Origin of the sequence: Streptomyces sp. WAC 06738 (assembly GCF_003945505.1) — a bacterium.
Taxonomy (GTDB): domain Bacteria; phylum Actinomycetota; class Actinomycetes; order Streptomycetales; family Streptomycetaceae; genus Streptomyces.
The window spans coordinates 4,113,211-4,132,051 of the sequence record NZ_CP029618.1; the positions used below are offsets into that span (position 1 = coordinate 4,113,211).

At 74.1% G+C, this 18,841-nt stretch carries 16 protein-coding genes, 1 pseudogene and 1 riboswitch; of the genes and pseudogenes, 10 read left to right on the forward strand and 7 right to left on the reverse strand.

Translation table 11 applies throughout. The features are described 5' to 3' along the window. Positions 1-43 precede the first annotated feature (43 nt). The 3 genes from DMB38_RS17770 (at position 44) to DMB38_RS17780 (ending at position 2,701) form a co-directional block, all read left to right on the forward strand. Positions 44-469 carry a Rid family hydrolase gene (locus DMB38_RS17770; protein ID WP_125936013.1) on the forward strand — a complete coding sequence of 142 codons (426 nt, stop codon included), beginning with the start codon at positions 44-46 and terminating at the stop codon, positions 467-469. A 97-nt stretch (positions 470-566) separates the two neighbouring features. After that, positions 567-1,448 (forward strand): RNA polymerase sigma factor SigJ, encoded by an 882-nt coding sequence (gene sigJ / locus DMB38_RS17775; protein ID WP_125936014.1) that lies wholly within the window; start codon positions 567-569, stop codon positions 1,446-1,448. Between the two features lie 74 nt (positions 1,449-1,522). Further along, positions 1,523-2,701, forward strand: coding sequence for an FAD-dependent oxidoreductase (locus tag DMB38_RS17780; RefSeq protein WP_125936015.1), 1,179 nt, complete (start codon positions 1,523-1,525; stop codon positions 2,699-2,701). Here DMB38_RS17780 and DMB38_RS36155 read toward each other — a convergent pair. Next, positions 2,685-2,861, reverse strand: coding sequence for a hypothetical protein (locus DMB38_RS36155; RefSeq protein WP_164716035.1), 177 nt, complete (start codon positions 2,859-2,861; stop codon positions 2,685-2,687). The two genes, DMB38_RS17780 and DMB38_RS36155, sit on opposite strands and share 17 nt — an antisense overlap. Before the next feature lie 2 nt (positions 2,862-2,863). Beyond that, positions 2,864-4,405 (reverse strand): MFS transporter, encoded by a 1,542-nt coding sequence (locus DMB38_RS17785; protein WP_125936016.1) that lies wholly within the window; start codon positions 4,403-4,405, stop codon positions 2,864-2,866. Between the two features lie 54 nt (positions 4,406-4,459). Here DMB38_RS17785 and soxR point away from each other — a divergent pair, with 54 nt between their 5' ends. Further along, a complete protein-coding gene (soxR, locus tag DMB38_RS17790; RefSeq protein ID WP_125936017.1) occupies positions 4,460-4,951 on the forward strand; it encodes a redox-sensitive transcriptional activator SoxR in 492 nt (163 codons plus the stop codon). Between the two features lie 86 nt (positions 4,952-5,037). On the opposite strand, the pseudogene DMB38_RS17795 reads toward soxR, so the two are convergent. The 3 genes and pseudogenes from DMB38_RS17795 to metE all read right to left on the reverse strand — a co-directional run. Further along, a pseudogene (locus tag DMB38_RS17795) lies at positions 5,038-6,729 on the reverse strand (ATP-binding SpoIIE family protein phosphatase); the annotation flags it as partial. 1,924 nt (positions 6,730-8,653) lie between these two features. Continuing rightward, positions 8,654-8,860 carry a hypothetical protein gene (locus DMB38_RS17800; protein WP_125936018.1) on the reverse strand — a complete coding sequence of 69 codons (207 nt, stop codon included), beginning with the start codon at positions 8,858-8,860 and terminating at the stop codon, positions 8,654-8,656. A 320-nt stretch (positions 8,861-9,180) separates the two neighbouring features. Then, positions 9,181-11,499: a 5-methyltetrahydropteroyltriglutamate--homocysteine S-methyltransferase gene (gene metE / locus DMB38_RS17805; protein ID WP_125936019.1), complete on the reverse strand. Its 2,319-nt coding sequence runs from the start codon at positions 11,497-11,499 to the stop codon at positions 9,181-9,183. Between the two features lie 206 nt (positions 11,500-11,705). Then, a riboswitch (cobalamin riboswitch) is annotated at positions 11,706-11,861 on the reverse strand. Positions 11,862-11,985: 124 nt separating this feature from the next. Between metE and DMB38_RS17810 the strand changes: the two genes are divergently transcribed. The 6 genes from DMB38_RS17810 (at position 11,986) to DMB38_RS17835 (ending at position 16,306) form a co-directional block, all read left to right on the forward strand. After that, positions 11,986-12,936 (forward strand): ATP-binding cassette domain-containing protein, encoded by a 951-nt coding sequence (locus tag DMB38_RS17810; protein ID WP_125936020.1) that lies wholly within the window; start codon positions 11,986-11,988, stop codon positions 12,934-12,936. Then, on the forward strand, positions 12,933-13,721 hold the full coding sequence (locus DMB38_RS17815) for an ABC transporter permease (protein WP_125936021.1): 789 nt from the start codon (positions 12,933-12,935) through the stop codon (positions 13,719-13,721). The genes DMB38_RS17810 and DMB38_RS17815 overlap by 4 nt, the downstream gene beginning before the upstream one ends. Positions 13,722-13,730: 9 nt before the next feature. Continuing rightward, positions 13,731-14,516, forward strand: coding sequence for a MerR family transcriptional regulator (locus tag DMB38_RS17820; RefSeq protein ID WP_125936022.1), 786 nt, complete (start codon positions 13,731-13,733; stop codon positions 14,514-14,516). A gap of 160 nt (positions 14,517-14,676) precedes the next feature. Next, the gene (locus DMB38_RS17825) at positions 14,677-15,687 is read left to right on the forward strand and encodes a ferric reductase-like transmembrane domain-containing protein (RefSeq protein ID WP_125939109.1); all 1,011 of its coding nucleotides are present in this window, start codon (positions 14,677-14,679) and stop codon (positions 15,685-15,687) included. Continuing rightward, positions 15,684-15,908 carry an antitoxin gene (locus tag DMB38_RS17830; protein WP_125936023.1) on the forward strand — a complete coding sequence of 75 codons (225 nt, stop codon included), beginning with the start codon at positions 15,684-15,686 and terminating at the stop codon, positions 15,906-15,908. The genes DMB38_RS17825 and DMB38_RS17830 overlap by 4 nt, the downstream gene beginning before the upstream one ends. Next, positions 15,905-16,306, forward strand: coding sequence for a type II toxin-antitoxin system VapC family toxin (locus DMB38_RS17835; RefSeq protein ID WP_125936024.1), 402 nt, complete (start codon positions 15,905-15,907; stop codon positions 16,304-16,306). Before DMB38_RS17830 ends, DMB38_RS17835 begins: the two co-directional genes overlap by 4 nt. Before the next feature lie 53 nt (positions 16,307-16,359). Here the strand turns inward: DMB38_RS17835 and DMB38_RS17840 are convergent, their stop codons facing one another. Further along, a complete protein-coding gene (locus DMB38_RS17840; RefSeq protein WP_125936025.1) occupies positions 16,360-17,355 on the reverse strand; it encodes an aldo/keto reductase in 996 nt (331 codons plus the stop codon). Between the two features lie 897 nt (positions 17,356-18,252). Continuing rightward, positions 18,253-18,696 (reverse strand): nuclear transport factor 2 family protein, encoded by a 444-nt coding sequence (locus DMB38_RS17845; protein WP_240662333.1) that lies wholly within the window; start codon positions 18,694-18,696, stop codon positions 18,253-18,255. Positions 18,697-18,841: the final 145 nt, after the last annotated feature.

Sequence of the window (18,841 nt, forward strand, 5' to 3'; positions counted from 1 at the left end):
TGCGAGAGGAAGCGCACCCCTAGGCACAGGAAGTGGGAGCATCATGAGCACCGTCACCTTCGGCGTCGTTCCGGGCTACGGCGAGAAGCTGAACAAGGCCCTCGGCTACAGCGGGGCGGTCCGCGTCGGCGACCGGGTCGAGATCTCCGGCCAGGCAGGGGTCGATGACGACCTGGTCATCCCCGACTCGCTGGAGGAGGAGATCGTCCGCGCCTTCGACAACGTCGAGCGCACGCTCGCCACGGTCGGCGCCACCTGGAAGGACGTCATCCACGTCAACTCGTACCACAAGGTCGCGCCGGGGGACGACGCCATCGGCGAGGACCACAACAGGGTCATGGCCGAGCAGTTCCGCCGTCGCCTCGGCGGCCGCGAGCCGATCTGGACCGAGACCGGCGTCACGGTCCTCGGCCTCGCCGACATGCGCGTGGAGATCCGCGTCACCGCCATCGCCGGTTCCGGGGACTGACCCCGCGCCGGGCGGTCGTCCCCGGCTCACGAGCGCCTGCCTGCGTCTGCATACACTGCAGACGCAGGCAGGCGCCGGTGTGAGGAGGCCGTGACCCGTGGAGGCCACCCGGGCGTTGAGCGACGCGGACTGGCGGGCGCACCGGCCCGCCGTGTTCGGCGCCGCCTACCGGATTCTCGGGTCCGTCGCCGAGGCCGAGGACGTGACGCAGGACGTGTGGCTGCGGGCCGCCGAGGCGGATCTGGCCCAGGTGCGGGACCTGCGCGCCTGGCTGGTCACCGTCGCCGCGCGGACCTCGTACAACGTGCTGCAGTCCGCCCGCGTCCGGCGCGAGGCGTACGTCGGGCCCTGGCTGCCCGAGCCGCTGCCGACCGGGCCCGACGCCGCCGCGCAGGTGCTCGTGGACGAGTCCGTCGGCACCGCGATGCTCGTGCTGATGGAGCGGCTGACGCCCGCCGAGCGCGTCGCGTTCGTGCTGCACGACGTCTTCGACTTCCCCTTCGCCCGCGTCGCCGACGTGCTCGGCACCACCCCCGCCGCCGCCCGCAAGCTCGCCTCCCGGGCGCGCGCCCGGGTGCGGGCCGACGGGCGGCGGCCGGACGCCTCCCGGGCCGAGACCGAGCGCGTCCTGCGGGCGTTCAAGGCCGCCGCCGAGGCCGGTGACATGGCCGGGCTGGTCGCGCTGCTGCACCCCGACGCCGTGTACGTCGGCGACGGCGGCGGCAGGGCGACCGCCGCACGCCGGCCGGTGCGCGGCGCGGAGACGATCGCGCTGCTCGCGGTCCGTTCGGTACGGATCGCGCGCCCCGACGCCGTCCGCCTCGTCGAGGTCAACGGGGAGCCCGCGCTCGCCACGTACCGCGACGGCCGGCCCGTCTGGCTCGACACCGTGGAGGTCGCCGACGGCCGTCTCACCGCGATCCGCCGGCTCGCCAACCCCGACAAACTCGGCCCCGTCGCCGCCCTCGGTCACATCTGAGCCCCCTGTCTTGTCTCCCTGCGGATCCTCCCCCGGGAGGGTCCGTACCGAGCAAGCTGAGGAAGGACCACACGATGAACCATGTCGTGATCATCGGCGGGGGCTTCGCCGGCGTGTGGAGCGCGGCGGGCGCCGCGCTCGCCCGCGGGGACGCGGATCTGCGCATCACGCTCATCGCGCCCGACGACCGCCTGGTGCTGCGCCCGCGGCTGTACGAACCGGAGCCCGATCGCGCGACGGTGGCGCTGGACCGGATCCTGGGCCCGATCGGCGTCGCGCACGTACGCGCGACGGTCAGCACCATCGACACCGGACGCCGCGTCGTCGTGGCGGACGGCACGGAGATCGGCTACGACCGGCTGGTGCTGGCGTCCGGCAGCCGGCTGGTGCCGCCCGCGGGCCTGCCCGGCGCCGAGCGGCTCTTCGACATCGACACCCTCGCCGGCGCCCGCCGCCTCACCGGCCACCTGCGCGGCCGCGACGGCTACGCGGCCGTGGTGGTCGGCGCCGGGTTCGTCGGCCTGGAGGCGGCGACGGAGCTGGCGGGGCGCGGCCGGGTGCTGCTCGTGGACACCGCGGAGACGGTCGGCGAGCCCCTGGGCCCCGGGCCCCGCGCGGCGATCGAGGCGGCGCTGGACGAACTGGGCGTCGAGCGGCGGCTCGGCACCTCGGTGACGGAGGTCGGCGACGGCTACGCGGTGCTCTCCGGCGGCGAACGGGTCGACGCGGACGCCGTGGTGTGGTCGACCGGGCTCCGCGCCCAGGAGCTGACCCGGCAGCTCGTGGCCGACCCCGGCGACCTCGACCACCTCGGCCGGGTGCCCGTCGACGAGTGGCTGCGGGCGCTGCCCGAGGTGTTCGCTGCCGGGGACACGGCGGCGGCGCCGTACGACGCGGAGCACACCGTGATGCAGGCGTGCCAGCACGCGACGCCGCTGGGCAAGGTCGCCGGCTACAACGCGGCGGCGGACCTGCTGGGGATACCGCCGCGGCCGTTCACCCCCGCCCCGTACGTCACCTGCCTCTATCTGGGCGGCGCCGGCGGGGTGTTCACCCGGGGCTGGGACCGCGCGGTCATGGCGACGGGCGCGGACGGCGCGTTCGTCAAGGAGCAGATCAACGGGTACATCCACCCGCCGGTGGACGACGCCGGGGAGATCCTGGCGGCGGCCGACCGCGTCTTTATCGACCTGCCGTTCTTCCCGCGGGAGGACGAGCCGGAGGCACCCGCGGCGGTCAGGTCAGCGAGGTGACGTAGTCCCGCTGCGCCGGGTAGTAGTCGTCGAACGACGGCGCCGCGGTGTCCGCGGCGCCGTCGCGCGCGGCGACGGGCAGGCCGGACCAGGGCGCACCGTCCTCGTACGCTCTCCGCACCCGGACCGTGCGGGCGGGCGGGCTGCGGGCGTCACGCATGGTTACGGACTTACGCGTCGTTTCCCCCGCACACCGGCCCGCGCCACCAGCACCGCCGTCGCCACCGTCAGCGCCGCGCACACGACCGCCGCCACCTGGAACCCCGTCTCGAACGCCGCCCGCGCCGCGCCCAGCAGTTCGCCGCCCGCCGGCCCCGGCAGCCGCTCCGCCGCGGTGACCGTCGCGCTCAGGTCGTCCTCGAACGCCCCGGCCGCGTCCGCCGGTACGCCCTCGGGGACCGCCCCGTCCGTACGCCCCCGGTACACCGCCGTGATCACGCTGCCCAGCAGCGCGATGCCCAGCGCGCCGCCCAACTGCGGCGCCGTGGACGAGATCGCCGCCGCCGCGCCCTGCCGCTCCGGCGGGGCCGCGCCGACGACCATGTCGGTGGCCAGCGCCATCATCGGCCCCAGCCCCGCCGACACGATCACCGCGCCGGTGACCAGCACCGGCAGCGCATGCGCGCCGCCGGTCTGCGTCAGCACCCCGTATCCGGCGGCGGAGAGCGCCAGCCCGGCGGCGATGATCCGCGCGGGCTCGTACCGGCGGGCCAGTCTCGGCGCCAGCGTGGAGCCGGCGATCACGCCGAGCGCGGACGGCGCCGTCCACAGCCCCGCGTCCAGCGGTGACAGACCCTCCACGAGCTGGAGGTACTGCGCGAGCGCGTAGTTGGAGCCCCAGAGCACGAAGATCCCGGCGGCCAGGGTCGCCGCGGCGGTGGCGAGCGTACGGTCCGCGAAGAGGCGCAGATCCACGAACGGGTCGGCGAGCGCCCGCTGGCGGCGTACGAACGCCACCGCCACCAGCACCCCCGCCGCCACCGCCGCGACGGGCACCGCGCCCGCGCCCTCGGCGGCGATCTGCTTCAGCCCGTACACCACCGGCAGTACCGCGGCCAGCGACAGCAGCGAGCTGAGCACGTCCACCCGCCGCCCCGCCGGGCCGCGCGACTCCGGCAGCAGCACGGGCAGCAGCACCAGCAGCACCGCCATCACGGGCACGCCGAGGAGGAACGCGGAACCCCACCAGAACCGCTCCAGCAGCCAGCCGCCCACCAGCGGCCCGATCGCCGTGCCGCCCGAGACGCTGGCCACGATGACGCCGATGGCCGTCGTCCGCTCCCGCGGCCCGGGGAAGAGCGCCGCCGCCAGCGCCAGCGTCGACGGCATGAGGGTGGCGCCCGCGACGCCCATGAGGGCGCGGGCGGCGATGAGCATCTCCGCGTTCACGGCGTACGCGGCGAGCAGCGAGGCGGCACCGTAGCCGGCGGCCCCGTAGAGCAGCAGCCGGCGGCGGCCGATGCGGTCGCCGAGCACGCCCATGGTGATGAGGGAGCCGGCGAGGAGGAAGGCGTAGATGTCGACGGTCCACAGCAGTTGGGTGCTGCCGGCGCCGAGGTCGCGGCCGATGGCGGGCAGCGCGAGGTTGGTGACGGTCAGTTCGAGGGAGGCGAGCAGTGCGGGCAGCGCGAGCACGGCGAGCCCGAGTCGGCGCCGCCGCCTGCCCTGCTCCTGCCCCGGTGCCGGGGCGTGGGAAGTGGTCATGGCGGCCAGTCTCAAACCTCGACCATCATCGAGGTCAAGGGCTAGCCTGCCGGAATGGACAAGCCACCCTTCGACGCGAAGGAGCTCACGGTCGGCCAGCTCGCCGCCCGCTCCGGCGTCGCCGTCACCGCCCTGCACTTCTACGAGGGCAAGGGCCTCATCCGCAGCCGCCGCACCCCCGGCAACCAGCGCCGCTACCCCCGGGACACGCTGCGCCGGGTGGCGTTCATCCGCACCGCGCAGCGGGTCGGCATCCCGCTGCGCACGGTCGCCGAGGCGCTGCGGACGCTCCCCGACGAGCGCACGCCGACGCAGGAGGACTGGGCGCGGCTGTCGGCGGCCTGGCGCGACGAACTCGACATCCGCATCGACCAGATGGTGCGGCTGCGGGACCGGCTGACCGACTGCATCGGCTGCGGCTGCCTGTCGCTGGAGCGCTGCCTGCTCCGCAACCGCGACGACCGCCTCGGCGACACGGGACCCGGCCCGCGCCGGCTCCTCACCCGCCGGCTGGCCCAGGAGACCCGGGTCCCGCCGGCGGACTGACGCGTGTCCGGGCCGGGGACCGGTGGTCAGCCGGCCTCGGCGGGGTCCCTCCGCTGGTACGCGGGCGGCGGCGACGGCCGGGCCGGTCAGGTGCCGGGCGGCCCCGGTGCGGGCTGTTCGGCCCAGATGACCTTGCCGTCCTGGGTGTAGCGGGTTCCCCAGCGTGAGGTGAGCTGGGCGACGAGGAAGAGACCTCGTCCGCCTTCGTCCATGGTGGCGGCGTAGCGCAGGTGCGGCGAGGTGAGGCTGTGGTCGTAGACCTCGCAGGTGAGCGTGTGGTCGCGCAGCAGCCGTACCTTGATGGGCCCGACGCCGTGGCGCATGGCGTTGGTGATCAGCTCGCTGAGGATCAGCTCGGTGTTCTCCTGGAGGTTCTCCAGCTCCCATTCCGCGAGGAGCGTGGAGACGGCGGCGCGTACGCGGTGGACGGCCGCGGGGTCGGGCTCGACGTCCCACTGCGCGACCTGTTCGCTCCCCAGCACGCGGGTCCGGGCGACGAGCAGGGCGATGTCGTCGCTCTGCACGGGCGGGAGGAGTGCGTCGAGTACGGCGTCGCAGGTCTCCTCGGGGGTGTGACCGGCGGTGGCGAGGGTCTGGCGCAGGATGTCGAGTCCGGTGTCGATGTCCTGGTCGCGGCGTTCGACGAGGCCGTCGGTGAAGAGGACGAGTCTGCTGTCCTCGGGCAGGTGCAGTTCGACGGATTCGAAGGGCAGTCCGCCGATGCCGAGGGGAAGGCCCGAGGGGACGTCCAGGAACTCCACGGTGCCGTCGGGGCGGGCGAGGGCCGGTGCCGGGTGGCCGGCTCGGGCGATGGCGCAGCGGTGGGTCACGGAGTCGTAGACGGCGTACAGGCAGGTGGCGCCGGTGATGGTGGTCTCGCCGCCGGCGGCGACCAGTTCCTGGTCGGTGCGGGTGGCCAGTTCGTCGAGGTGGCCGAGGAGTTCGTGGGGCGGTGGGTCGAGGGAGGAGAAGCTGTGCACGGCGGTGCGCAGCCGTCCCATGGTGGCGGCGGCGTGCAGTCCGTGGCCGACGACGTCGCCCATCACCAGGGCGACCCGGGCGCCGGACAGGGGGATCACGTCGAACCAGTCGCCGCCGACGCCTTCCTGCGCGGGGAGGTAGCGGTAGGCGACTTCGACGGCGTTCTGTTCCGGCAGGGTGCGGGGGAGCAGGCTGCGCTGGAGGGCCACGGCCATGCCGTGCTCGCGGGTGTAGCGGCGTGCGTTGTCGAGGGAGACGGCGGCGTGGGCGGCCAGTTCGGCCGCGAGGGAGAGATCGTCCTGCTCGAAGGGCTCGGGGTTCTCCGAGCGCCAGAAGTTGACGACGCCCAGCAGCACACCGCGGGCGCGCAGCGGCGCCGTGATGAGCGAATGGACTCCGTGGTCCAGGATGCGTGAGGCCCGTGCGCGATCGACCTCCCGCCACCCCAGGGACTCACGCAGCCGGGGCACCAGGATCGCCTGCCCGGTCTCGATGCTGCGGGCGGGTGGCGAGGACGGCGCGAAGGTGATCAGGTCGCCGATGGGGAAGAAGGGAGCGTCGTCATGGATATGGCTGACGGCCGTGCGCCGTATCCGCGGGCCGCTGTCGCCGCCGGCGATCCCCGGTTCGTCACCGCGCACCACGGCCTCGGGCAGGTCGACGGTGACGTGGTCGGCGAAGCCCGGAACCGAGACCTGGGCCAACTCCTCGGCCGTATGCGTCACATCGAGGGTGGTGCCGACGCTGCTGGTCGCGTCGTAGAGGAACTCCAGCCGTTGCCGGACCAGCTCGACCCTCTGCGACGCCTCGCCGATCATCTCCATCACCTCGTCGGTGCGGACGGGTTCCTGCCCGACCACCGCGTCGACCGCGAGCCGCGCGGACGCCGCCCCGACCGTGCCGGAGAGCCGGGCTTCCGCGTGATGGATCAGCTCCGCGGGCGCCTCGGCCTTCGGCGATTCGGGCGCCGTCCCCGGGTACGCGCGCAGCGTCCGCTCGGCGCCCTCCCGCCCGAGGAAGCGCTCCAGCATCGTCTGCAGGGCGCCGACCGTGGCATGGGCCCGCCAGCGCCGTTCGCTGGCGGGCTCGGCGAGGATGTCGACGAACTGCACCGCCTGCGCCTGCTCGGCGGCATTCGGCCGGTCGGCGAGCGAGACGGCCACATACCCGCCGATGTTCACCAGCGCGCTCCAGAACATCGCGTGGCCGACCGGGTCCATTCCCGCCAGGCCGAACAACCGCTGCGGCCGGAGCAGCTCGATGCCGAACGGGCCCTCGTGCAGGAACGAGGCGGGCAGCAGCCCGGATTCGGCAAAGCTCGGCAGCAGCAAGGTGTAGGCCCACATGACGAACCCCGCCACGAGACCCGCCAGCACGCCCCGGCGGGTGCCGGCCTTCCAGAACAGGCCGCCGATGATCGCGGGCGCGAACTGTGCCACGGCCGCGAACGACACCAGTCCGAACGACGTCAGCGCCCGCCCCTCGCCCGCGAGCCGGAAGTACGCGAAGCCGAGCAGCACGATCAGCACGACGGCCGTGCGGCGGATGCCCAGGACCAGGCCGGTGAGATCGTCCCGGCGGACCAGCCGGGACCTGCCGCGCAGCAGCAGCGGCATCACGAGCGAGTTGGACACCATGGTGCTGAGTGCGATGCTCTCGACGGCGATCATGGCGGCGCCCGCGCTGAGGCCGCCGATGAAGACGAAGAGCGCGAGTGCCTGCTGGCCCGCGGCCATCGGGAGGGCCAGCACGTAGGTGTCGGGGTCGGTGGCCTTTCCGAGCCGCAGAAGGCCACCCGCCGCGAGCGGAAGCACGAAGAAGGTGTTCGCGAGCAGGTACAGCGGGAAGAGCCACATCGCGCGTTTGAGGTGCTTCTCGTCGACGTTCTCGACGAAGGTGACCTGCCACTGCCGCGGCAGCAGCACGATCGACAGCATGGACAGCACCATGACCCAGACCCAGGTGCCGTAGCTGGTGTGCCCGTGCAGGGTGAACAGTTGGGTGAGGTCGGCGTGCGCCGCCTGGGAGAACAGGTCGTCGAACCCCCGGAACATCCAGAAGGTCACGAAGATCCCGACCGTGAGGAGCGCCGCGAGCTTCACCACGGACTCGAACGCGACGGCGGCGACCAGACCCTCGTGGCGTTCCGCGGTGTCCAGGTGGCGGGTGCCGAAGAGGATGGTGAACGCGGCGAGCAGCAGCGCCGCGTACAGCCCGGTGTCCTGGAGGAGCGGGACCTGGTCCATCTCCGAGGGAGCGGCGATCTCGGGATACCGGCGAATGATCTCGAAGGTGTCGGAGACCGCTTTGAGCTGGAGCGAGATGTACGGAACGATCCCCACCACGGCGATGATCGTGACCAGGCCACCCAGCACCGCGCTCTTGCCGTAGCGGGCGGAGACGAAGTCGGCCAGTGACGTGACCCGGTGCCGGCGGCTGATCCGGATGATCCGGAGCAGCACCGGCCAGCCGAGCGCGAGCATGATCACCGGCCCCAGATAGAGGCCCAGGAAGCCGACACCGGTCGCGGCGGCGCCGCCCACGTTGCCGTAGAGCGCCCATGCGGTTTCGTACACCGCGAGGGACAGGGCGTAGACCGTGGCGTTGTTGATCAGGCTCCGGCCGGCGTCCGCCCTCCGATCGGCGTAGAAGGCCACGGCGAAGAGCAGACCGAGGTACACCACCGAAACGGCGACGACGACCTCGGCCCGGAGCACAGCACTACCTGGATCTGGTGCCGATGAGGGCGACCAGGCCGATCACGATCGCCCAGACGAGATACACGTACGCCCAGAGGACCGGGACACCGAAGACCCGGTCCATGCGGTCGAACTGCGCCAGCAGCGGTGGCATCACCAGCACGAACCCCAGTGCCCCCACCGCCACCAGGCGCGCGGCCAGCCGGTCGTTGTCTCGTGACTCCGCCACGGCTGCCTCCACAACCCCATGTCACGCCTCGCCACGCACCCAGGTGTGTTCAGTGCCGCATCACGGCCGCCCTCGCCGCCGTGCCCGCACAAACACCGCCCCAAGAAGCTATCGGCAGCCCGCTGCACCATCGACGACCAACACACCCACGCCTGGTCCCCTCGCCGGACGACCCTCCCCCGGGCAGGCGCAGGGGGCGGACGCCTGACGCGGGCCGGCCCCCCCGCGCCGGAGCGCCGGCGGCATGCCGGCGCCCGGCGCGTACGGCCGCCGGCACCCGGCCCGTACCCGGGCGTCAGCGCCCGCCCCCTGCCGCTACGTCACCCCCGCAGCTCCGCCCGCACCTGCCGCGCCGCCGCCACCAGGCTCTCCAGCGACGCCCGCGTCTCCGCCCACCCGCGGGTCTTCAGCCCGCAGTCCGGGTTCACCCACAGCCGCTCGGCCGGGATCGCCCGCAGCCCGGTGTGCAGCAGCGCCACCGTCTCCGCCGTGCCCGGCACCCGCGGCGAGTGGATGTCGTACACGCCGGGACCCGCCTGACGCGGATAGCCGTGCCCGGCCAGCTCGTACGCCACCTGCATGTGCGAGCGCGCCGCCTCCAGGCTGATGACGTCCGCGTCGAGGTCGTCGATCGCCGCCACGATGTCGCCGAACTCCGCGTAGCACATGTGCGTGTGGATCTGCGTGTCCGCGCGCGCGACGCCCGTCGTCAGCCGGAACGCCTCCGTCGCCCACGCCAGATACGCCGGCCGGTCCGCGGCGCGCGGCGGCAGCGTCTCGCGCAGCGCCGGCTCGTCGACCTGCACGACCGCCGTGCCCGCCGCTTCCAGGTCGGCGACCTCGTCGCGCAGCGCGAGCGCCACCTGCCGGGCGGTCTCGGCGCGCGGCAGGTCGTCGCGGACGAACGACCACGCCAGCATCGTGACCGGCCCGGTGAGCATGCCCTTGACCGGGCGGTCCGTCAGCGACTGCGCGTACGTCGTCCAGCGGACCGTCATCGGCTCCGGGCGCGAGACGTCGCCGGCCAGGATCGGCGGGCGGACGTAGCGGGTGCCGTACGACTGCACCCAGCCGTGCCGCGTGGCGAGGTAGCCGGTCAGCCGCTCGGCGAAGTACTGCACCATGTCGTTGCGTTCGGGCTCGCCGTGCACGAGCACGTCGAGCCCGGCCCGCTCCTGGTACGCCACCACCTCGCGGATCTCCGCCGCGATCCGCTCCTCGTAGCCCCCGGCACCGAGCCGCCCGGCGCGGAGGTCCGCGCGGGCGGCGCGCAGCTCGGCCGTCTGCGGGAAGGAGCCGATGGTCGTCGTCGGCAGCAGCGGCAGCCGCAGCCGCGCCCGCTGGGCCGCGGCGCGCTCGGCGTACGGCGCGGGGCGGCGGGCGTCGGCCGCGGTGACGGCGGCGGTGCGGGCGCGGACGGCCGGGTCGCGGGTGAGCGGGGAGGCGGCGCGGGCGGCCAGTCCCGCGCGGCCGGCGGCGAGTTCGGCGGCGATGGCGCCGGTGCCGTGGGCCAGCCCGCGCGCGAGCGTGACGACCTCGGCGGTCTTCTGCCGGGCGAACGCCAGCCAGCGCAGCAGGTGCGGGTCGATGTCCCGCTCCGCGGCGGCGTCGAGCGGCACGTGCAGCAGCGAGCAGGACGGGGCGACGTCGACGCGGTCGGCGAGCCCGAGGAGGGTGCCGAGGGTGGCGAGGGCCCGTTCCAGGTCGCAGGCCCACACGTTGCGGCCGTCCACGACGCCCGCGACGAGCCGCTTGCCGGGCAGCCCGCCGGCGGCGGCCAGCGCGTCGAGCTGCGCGGCGGCGGCGCCGGTGAAGTCCAGCGCCAGGCCCTCGACGGGCGCCTTCGCGAGCACCGGGAGGGCGTCGCCGAGGCGGCCGAAGTACGAGGCGACGAGGAGCGAGGGGCGGTCGGCGCGGGTGCCGAGGTCGCGGTAGGCGCGCTCGGCGGCGGCGAGTTCCGCGGGCGTACGGTCCTGGACGAGCGCCGGCTCGTCGAGCTGCACCCACGCGGCGCCGGCCGCGCGCAGCTCGGCCAGCACCTGCGCGTACACCGGCAGCAGCCGGTCGAGCAGCGACAGCGGCTCGAAGTCCGCGGGCGCGCCGGGCGCGGGCTTGGCGAGCAGCAGGTACGTCACGGGCCCGACGAGCACGGGCCGCGCCGTGCCGAGCCCGAGCGCCAGGGCTTCGGCCAGCTCGTCCTTCTGCTTGGCCGCGTCGGCGGTGAAGACGGTGTCCGGGCCCAGCTCGGGCACGAGGTAGTGGTAGTTGGTGTCGAACCACTTCGTCATCTCCAGCGGCGCCGCGTCCTGCGTGCCGCGGGCCATGGCGAAGTAGCCGGCGAGGTGTTCGGCCGCGACGGCGGCGCGGTGGCGGCCGGGGATCGCGCCGACCATGACGGTGGTGTCGAGCATGTGGTCGTAGTACGAGAAGTCGCCGGTCGGCACCTCGTGGACGCCGGCGCCGGCCAGCTCCCGCCAGGTGGCGCGGCGCAGCTCCGCGCCGGTGGCGCGGAGTTCGCCGGCGGTGACCCGGCCCTTCAAGTAGCCCTCGACCGCCTTCTTCAGCTCCCGGTGGTGGCCCTGCCGGGGGTAGCCGTACACGGTCGCCCGTGCCGCCGCGGCTGCGGACTTCGCTGTCACGGAGATCTCCTTCGCGAGATGAATCCCTGAGATCCCGGGACCGGAAGGAGAGGGGGAGACAACCGCGAAGGAGGCGGCGCGGCACGTCCCCGCCGGTACCGCCCGGCGGAATTCCGCATGCCTGCCTCGTACGTCACGTGCGCCGACCCGCCCTCGAAGGTCACCGGGATGTCCGCGCACGGAAGGCCCGCGCACGGGCAGCGGGCAGGTCTTCGGACTCGCGGGCAGGTCCGTACGCGACTCGCGCGCACGGGCGCCTACTGGCCGTCGCTTCCCGGATCCGGCGGATCCAGTGCGTATGACGGCGGTCGTTCCCGCTCACCGCTGCGGGGCAGTCCCGGATTCCCACCGGGTTCCCTCTTGCGACGCCACCGCCTGGCGGACGGGGCGAACCGGCTGCACGGGCCAGTGTAGGGCGCCCCTCCGGCAGCCGCCCGCGCCGCCGCCCTTGACCCCGACGCAGGGTCAGCCTCCGAGCATGGCGCCATGACCACGAGAACCCCCGCCGTCGAGGCCGCGGGACTGCGCAAGGCGTACGGCGGCCGCGAGGTCCTCGCCGGCGTCGACCTCACCGTGCCCGCCGGCACCGTCTACGCCCTGCTCGGCCCCAACGGCGCCGGCAAGACCACCACCGTCCGCATCCTCACCACCCTCCTCCCCGCCGACGCCGGCACCGCGCGGGTCGCCGGCCACGACATCCGCCGCGCACCCGCCCGGGTGCGCGCGGCGATCGGCGTCACCGGCCAGTTCTCCGCCGTCGACGGGCTGCTCACCGGCCGCGAGAACCTGCGCCTCATGGCCGACCTCGGCCACCTCGCACGCCCCCGCGCCGCCGCCGTCACCGCCGGGCTGCTCGCCCGCTTCGGCCTCGCGGACGCCGCCGACCGGCGGGCCGCGACGTACTCCGGCGGCATGAAGCGGCGGCTCGACCTGGCGATGACCCTGGTGTCCGGGCCGCGGCTGATCTTCCTCGACGAGCCGACCACGGGACTCGACCCGCGCAGCCGCCGCGCGTTGTGGGACGTCGTCCGCGAACTCGTCGCCGACGGGACCACCGTCTTCCTCACCACGCAGTACCTGGAGGAGGCGGACCGGCTCGCCGACCGCATCGGGGTGCTCGACGGCGGCCGGCTCGTCGCCGAGGGCACCGCGGCCGAGCTGAAGCGCCGCGTCACCGGCGGCCACGTCGAACTGCACGCCGCCGACGCCGCGCGGGCGGCGGAGCTGGCGCGCCGGCTGCCCGGCGCGGTGGCCGACCCGGCGGCCCCGGCCGTCACCGTGCCGTACGACGGCAGCCTCGGCGCGCTGCGGCGGCTGCTGGCGGGCCTCGACGACGACGGGTCGGTCACCGGGCTCGCGGTGCACACCCCGGACCTGGACGACGTGTTCCTGGCCCTGACCGGCCACGCCGCCGCCGCCCGGGAGGTACGGGCATGAGCGCCCCCGGCACGTACGTCCTGCGCGACTCCGCGACCATGCTGCGCCGCAACCTGCGCCACATGGCCCGCTACCCGTCCATGACGATCATGCTCGTCGGCCAGCCGCTGCTCTTCCTGCTGCTGTTCACGTACGTCTTCGGCGGCACCATGGGCTCGGGACTCCCCGGCGGCGACCGCGGCTCCTACCTCACGTACATCGCCCCCGGGATCCTCACGATGACGGTCGCGAGCGTGTCCATCGGCACCGCCGTGCTCGTCGCCAACGACATGACCGACGGCATCATCGACCGGTTCCGCACCATGCCCATCGCGAAGTCCTCGGTGCTCACGGGCCACGTGCTCGCCGCGATGATCCAGACCGCGCTGGCGCTCGCCGCGGTCGGCGCGGTGGCCTTCGTACTCGGGCTGCGGACGGGCGCGTCGGCGGCGGACTGGGTCTGCCTCGCGGGGCTGCTCGGGCTGCTCTCGTACGCGCTGACGTGGTTCACGGTGGCGCTGGGGCTGGCCAGCCCGGACCCGGAGACGGCGAGCAACCTGCCGACGGTCTTCGTGCTGCTGCCCTTCGTGGGCAGCGGGTTCGTCCCCGTCGACACGATGCCCGCGGGGCTGCGGTGGTTCGCCGCGCACCAGCCGTTCACGCCGGTCATGGATCTGATCCGGGGGCTGCTCGGCGGGGCGCCGGACGGAGCGGACGCGGCGTGGGCGACCGGTTGCTGCGCGGCGCTCGGCGTGGCCGGCTACCTCTGGTCGCGCCGCCTCTACCGCACCCGCGCGGCGGCCTAGGATGCCCCGATGCTGACCATCGGCGAACTGGCGTCGTACGCGGGCGTGACGGTCCGCGCGGTCCGGCACTACCACGCCAAGGGCCTGCTCCCCGAGCCGGACCGGGACCACTCCGGCTACCGCCGCTACGACGCCGCCGCCGTGGTCGAACTCATCCGCATCCGCACCCTCGCCGAGGCCGGCGTCCCGCTGGCCCGGGTGCGGGAGCTGCTGCGGGCGGGCGAGGCGGAGTTCGCGGCGGCGGTCGCGGACATCGACCGGCGGCTGCGGGCCGAGATCCGCGCCCGCCAGGAGACCCGCCGCCGCATCGCCCGGCTCACGGCGGGCGACAGCCTGGCGCTGCCCGCGGAGGTGGTGGCGTTCCTGGACCGGCTCCGTGAACTGGGCGTCGACGAGCGGATCGTGGCGGTCGAGCGCGAGGGCTGGATCCCGCTCGCGGCGCACTCCCCCGACCGCGTACCGGAGTGGCTGGCCCGTAAACGGGCCCAGCTCGCCGACCCCCAGCTCCTCGACTTCTACCGCACCCTCGGCCACGCCCTCGACTGGGCGCCGGACGACCCCCGCCTGACCGCCCTCGCCGACGACCTCGCCGCGTACCTCGCCCGCCTCACGGCGGAACGGGGGCGCGACTACGTCGCCGACGTCGACCTCGCGCCGCCGCTCGCGGAGCTGATGGACACGCTGGCGTTCGAGGCGGCGCCGCCGGCGCGGCGACTCATCGAGCTGCTGCGGGAGCGGGGCTGGACGGGGTGGACGCGGCTGGAGCCGCTGGAGACGCGTCGATCTCCGGGGTGATGGGTACACATCACGTGGGGTCGGCGGGACTCGGGAGGCGGAAGAGATGGCCGTGGAACGTCGATCAGGGCTGCCGGAAAAGAGGAGAGCGGGCAGCGGCGGGCGGGGCGGGGGAGGGCAGACCGGGAGCCGGCCGGAAGGATGGTTCGACTGGCCGGGGCTGAAGGCCGACCTCCGGGCCGCGGGACCGGATGCGGGCATCGCGCTCGTCGTCACCGGGGCGATATTCGTCTGGCTCTACGTCCGCGTGGACAACGGCTCGTCGGCGACCGTCCAGGTCATGCCGATGCTCGCCGACGCCGACCGCTACTGGATGTACTGGCTCTGCCAGGCGTTCGGCTGGTCCGGCCTGCTGTGGGCGTGGATCACCATCGTCTTCAGCCTCCTGCGCACGGGCCCGCGCCCGCGGGTCCCCTGGCTGCCGCCCGCCGGGCTGGAGAAGCTGCACCGCACGACGAGTCTGACGACGATCGCGCTGATGTTCATGCACGCGGTGATGTTCTTCCTGGAGGAAGTCCGCGGCAACGAGGGCGGCGCGACCTGGGCCGGCCGGTTGTGGGACGCCTTCGTCAAGGTCTTCGTACCCGGCGGCTACGCCACCGGCACCGGCCGCATCGCCATCCTCGTCGGCCTGCTCGCGTTCTACCTCGCGATCCCGCTGGGCCTCGCGTACTACCTGCGCCAGCGCACCGGTTCGCGCATGTGGCGGGCGCTGCACCGCTTCATCATCGTCGTCTACGTCCTGAGCGTCTGGCACACGCTGCTGTACGGCACGAACGTCTGGTACGACGGCGCCTTCCGCACCCTGGTCTGGGCCCTCCAGATGCCCATAGCCGCCATGCTCCTCCTCCGCCTCCTCTCCCCCGCCCGCCCCAGCGAACGCCTCCACCTCCGCGGCCCCCGCCGCGCCCGCCCCCTCCCGCTGACCGCCCGCGCCGCCGGCCGCCTGGCGGTCGTCGCGACGGTGGTCGGCCTGGCGGCGGTGGTCGCCACGGGCGTGGACGGCGGCCGCACCCCGGACGGGGCGTCGCCGGGGCTGTGGCCGGAGCAGTGGGTGATCTGGGCGGGGCTGCTGGCACTGACGCTGGCCCTGGTGGCGGTGATGCACCGAACGCGGCCGACGAGTGAGCGCAGGCAATCTGCTGGCAGTGCAGGTAGTATGCAGGCATGACGGCCGTGACCATTCGTGACGTTTCCGAGGAAACCCTGAGAGCGATCAAGGTGCGTGCAGCCCAGGAAGGGAAGTCCCTCCAGGGCTTCCTGCACGAGTTGATCGAACGTGAGGCGGCGATCCCCACGATGGACGAGATCGTCACGCGCATCCGTGGGCATGCCTCGGTCGATATCACCGATGTGGACACCGCCGCGCTCGCGGACGAGGAGCACCGTTGATCGTCGTCGACTCGTCCGCGATCGTCGATCTTCTGGTCGACACCGGCGCGAGAGGCAAGGCGGCCGCCCGCCACCTGGCCGGCGCGAGCCTGCTGTCCGCCCCGTACCTCATCGATACCGAGGTCACCTCCGTACTGCTGCGCCTCGAGCGTGCCGGGGTGCTCGCCGGGGACAAGACCACGCGCGCCGTGGCCGACTACCGCACCCTGCCCATCCGCCGGCACGAGCACCTGCCGCTGCTGGAGCGCGTGCGTCAGCTCGGGAGCGTGCGTTCCTACGACGCCTTCTACGTCGCCCTCGCCGAGGGCCTCGACGCCCCGCTGCTGACCTCCGACGCAAGACTCGCCCGTGCCCCGGGGCCGCGCTGCCGCGTCATCAGCCTCCACGACGAGAGCTGATCCGGCGTTCAGGCCCCGGGCGTTCAGGCCCCCGGGGTTCGGGCCCTCGGGGTTCAGGCCCCCGGCGTGGGGGCCTCCGGGGGGAGGAGGCCGTCGGCCTTGGCCGTGGTCCAGAGCTGCTCCGGGACCGGGTGCGCGAACGCGCGTACGGTATCGGCCACTTCAGCGGGAGCGCGGGCGCCGATCACCACGCCGGTCACCGCCGGGTGGCCGAAGGGGAAGGCGATCGCCGCCGCGGCCGGCGGAACGCCGTGCCGGCGGCAGAGGGTGTGCCAGGCGGCGACGCGGGCGGCGAGGGCCGGGGGAACGGTGGTGTAGCCGTGGGGGGCTCCGGGGCGGGGATCGGTGAGGAGGCCCGACTGGTAGACGCCCGCCGCCAGCACCGCGACCCCGCGGGCCGCGCAGAGCGGCAGCAGTTCGTCGAGGCCCGTGTGGTCGAGGAGGTTGTACCGGCCCGCGAGCATCACGCAGTCCGGCCCCGGCGCGGCCACCTCGCGGAGGTAACGGGCCGCCACCGGCGCGTGGTTGACGCCGATCGACACGGCGCCGACCGTGCCGCGGGCGCGGAGTTCGGCCAGCGCCCGGTAGGCGTCCGTGACGGCGACGGGGAAGTCCTCGTCCGGGTCGTGGACGTGCAGCACGTCGATCCGGTCGAGACCCAGCCGCGCCAGGCTGTCCTCGACCGAGCGCATGACACCTGCGTACGAGTAGTCCCGCCGCGGCCCCACGCCGGGCGGCGGGTCCGCCCAGATCGGCTGCGTGTCGGTGCCGCCGGGCACGATGAGCCGGCCGACCTTCGTGCACAGCGCGTACTCCCCGCGCGGGCGGGCGGCGAGCGCGGCACCGGCGCGGCGCTCGGAGAGCCCGTACCCGTAGACGGGCGCGGTGTCGAAGAGCCGGACGCCGGCGTCCCAGGCACGGTCGACGGTGCGGGCGGCGTCCTCGTCGGACACGGGCGCGAAGAGGCCGCCGATGGAGGCGAGTCCCAGCCCGAGGCGGGTGACGGCCACGCCGGTACGTCCCAGGGGGACGACCTCGTCGGCTCGCATACGGCGGCTCCTCTCGGGGGTGGTGGGTGCTTTCGGGGCGGTAGCGGGCCCGGGTCTGGGGGCGGGGGCCGGGTCCGGAGGGTAGACGGTCCCGACGTGCGGCTGGGTCCGGGGTAGACGGGTCCCGACGCGCGGGCCGGGTCCGGGGTAGACGGGCCCCGACGTGCGGCTGGGTCTGGGTGGACGCAGGCCGGGTCTGGGTGGACGCGGGCCGGGTGCGGTGGGTCGGAGGCCGGGTACGGGGAGGCCGGCCGGGTCCGTCGCCCCCGTACTGCTCCATGCCCCCATCTCCCCTCACGCCCGCCCAAGGGTATGCGGCCGGACTGACAGCGCGGGGGGCGTCAGGGCGTTGAGCTGGTACGTCGTGTCTGTGCGGGCCGGGTGCGGGGGTACGGTGCCGGGCCGGCGGTGCTTCGCTGGGGGTGCCGGTGTGCGGGGTGGCGGCGAGGGGAATGGCCGTGTCGTCAAGGCTCCCCCCGGGCCACCCCGCTTGTGAGTGTGCGGGCCTCCGCCCGGCGTCAAGGGCGCTCCCTCCGCTTCGCTGCGGGAACGTCGCTGCGCGATGGGGCTTCGCCCCACCCTTGACACCGGACTCCGGCCCGTAAAAGACCGGCAGCTAAGGGTGGCCCGGAGGGAGCGGGCGCCCTCCGACTGGGACTACGGATGCCGAGCCCCGCGGACGGGGGCCGGAACACCGGGAGTTCGAGCTGCCCCGATCGCGGGTGGGCGCGGAGACGGGGAGCGGCGGCCGGGGTGGCTCCGGTCGTGGGCGCCAGGGCCAAGGGGGCCGGAGCCCGGCCCGGTTGCCGGCGCATCCGCGGGTAGGACCCGGGCCGGGTTATCCGAACCAGGACGGGACTCCGCCGGGGGTGACACGGGGCGCCCGGTGACCGGCCTTTACCGACGCTCCGCGTCGAAGGCTTGGGCGACGGCCAGGCTGTCCTCGTAGACGTGGTGCCGGGTGACAAACCCGTCCTCGACCGTGAGGTGCAGCGCGAACCGGGCGCGATACACGCGTCCGGTGGACCGGGCGGTCTGGCGGATCTCCCCGAGCACAACGGCATCCTCTCCGTCGACCAAGATGCGCTCGACCTGGGTCGCCACGTCTTCCGGTACGTGATGCTCGGCAATCTCGCGGAAGTGGGCCGCCGCGTCGGCGCGGGTGGACCGGTGGCGGATCCAAGGCGTAGCGGGGCGACCGTGCTCGGCTTCGGGCCAGTCCAGCTTCCAGTCGCTCTGCTCGGCGTAGAGCTCAGCGATGCGGGCGGGATCGCCCTCACCGATCCGACGCAGCAACTCCTCAACCACAGAGCGCGTGCTCGCGGGCACGGCTTCCGACACGACTGCCCCCTTCGTCTCTTGGCCCGCGTTCTGGCAACGCGGCGAGATCAGCAAGTTTGCCCGCCCAGGCCGGCCGACACGATTACCCCGGAGGTAAGACAGCCCCTTCGCTCGGGCGGCTGCGTCTTGGTGAGCGAAAGTCGAC

Coding starts and splice junctions, on each gene's coding strand:
- DMB38_RS17770 (WP_125936013.1), top strand. CDS start 44: ATGAGCACCGTCACCTTCGGCGTCGTTCCGGGCTACGGCGAGAAGCTG.
- DMB38_RS17780 (WP_125936015.1), top strand. CDS start 1,523: ATGAACCATGTCGTGATCATCGGCGGGGGCTTCGCCGGCGTGTGGAGC.
- DMB38_RS36155 (WP_164716035.1), bottom strand. CDS start 2,861: ATGCGTGACGCCCGCAGCCCGCCCGCCCGCACGGTCCGGGTGCGGAGA.
- DMB38_RS17785 (WP_125936016.1), bottom strand. CDS start 4,405: ATGACCACTTCCCACGCCCCGGCACCGGGGCAGGAGCAGGGCAGGCGG.
- soxR (WP_125936017.1), top strand. CDS start 4,460: ATGGACAAGCCACCCTTCGACGCGAAGGAGCTCACGGTCGGCCAGCTC.
- DMB38_RS17810 (WP_125936020.1), top strand. CDS start 11,986: ATGACCACGAGAACCCCCGCCGTCGAGGCCGCGGGACTGCGCAAGGCG.
- DMB38_RS17815 (WP_125936021.1), top strand. CDS start 12,933: ATGAGCGCCCCCGGCACGTACGTCCTGCGCGACTCCGCGACCATGCTG.
- DMB38_RS17820 (WP_125936022.1), top strand. CDS start 13,731: ATGCTGACCATCGGCGAACTGGCGTCGTACGCGGGCGTGACGGTCCGC.
- DMB38_RS17830 (WP_125936023.1), top strand. CDS start 15,684: ATGACGGCCGTGACCATTCGTGACGTTTCCGAGGAAACCCTGAGAGCG.
- DMB38_RS17840 (WP_125936025.1), bottom strand. CDS start 17,355: ATGCGAGCCGACGAGGTCGTCCCCCTGGGACGTACCGGCGTGGCCGTC.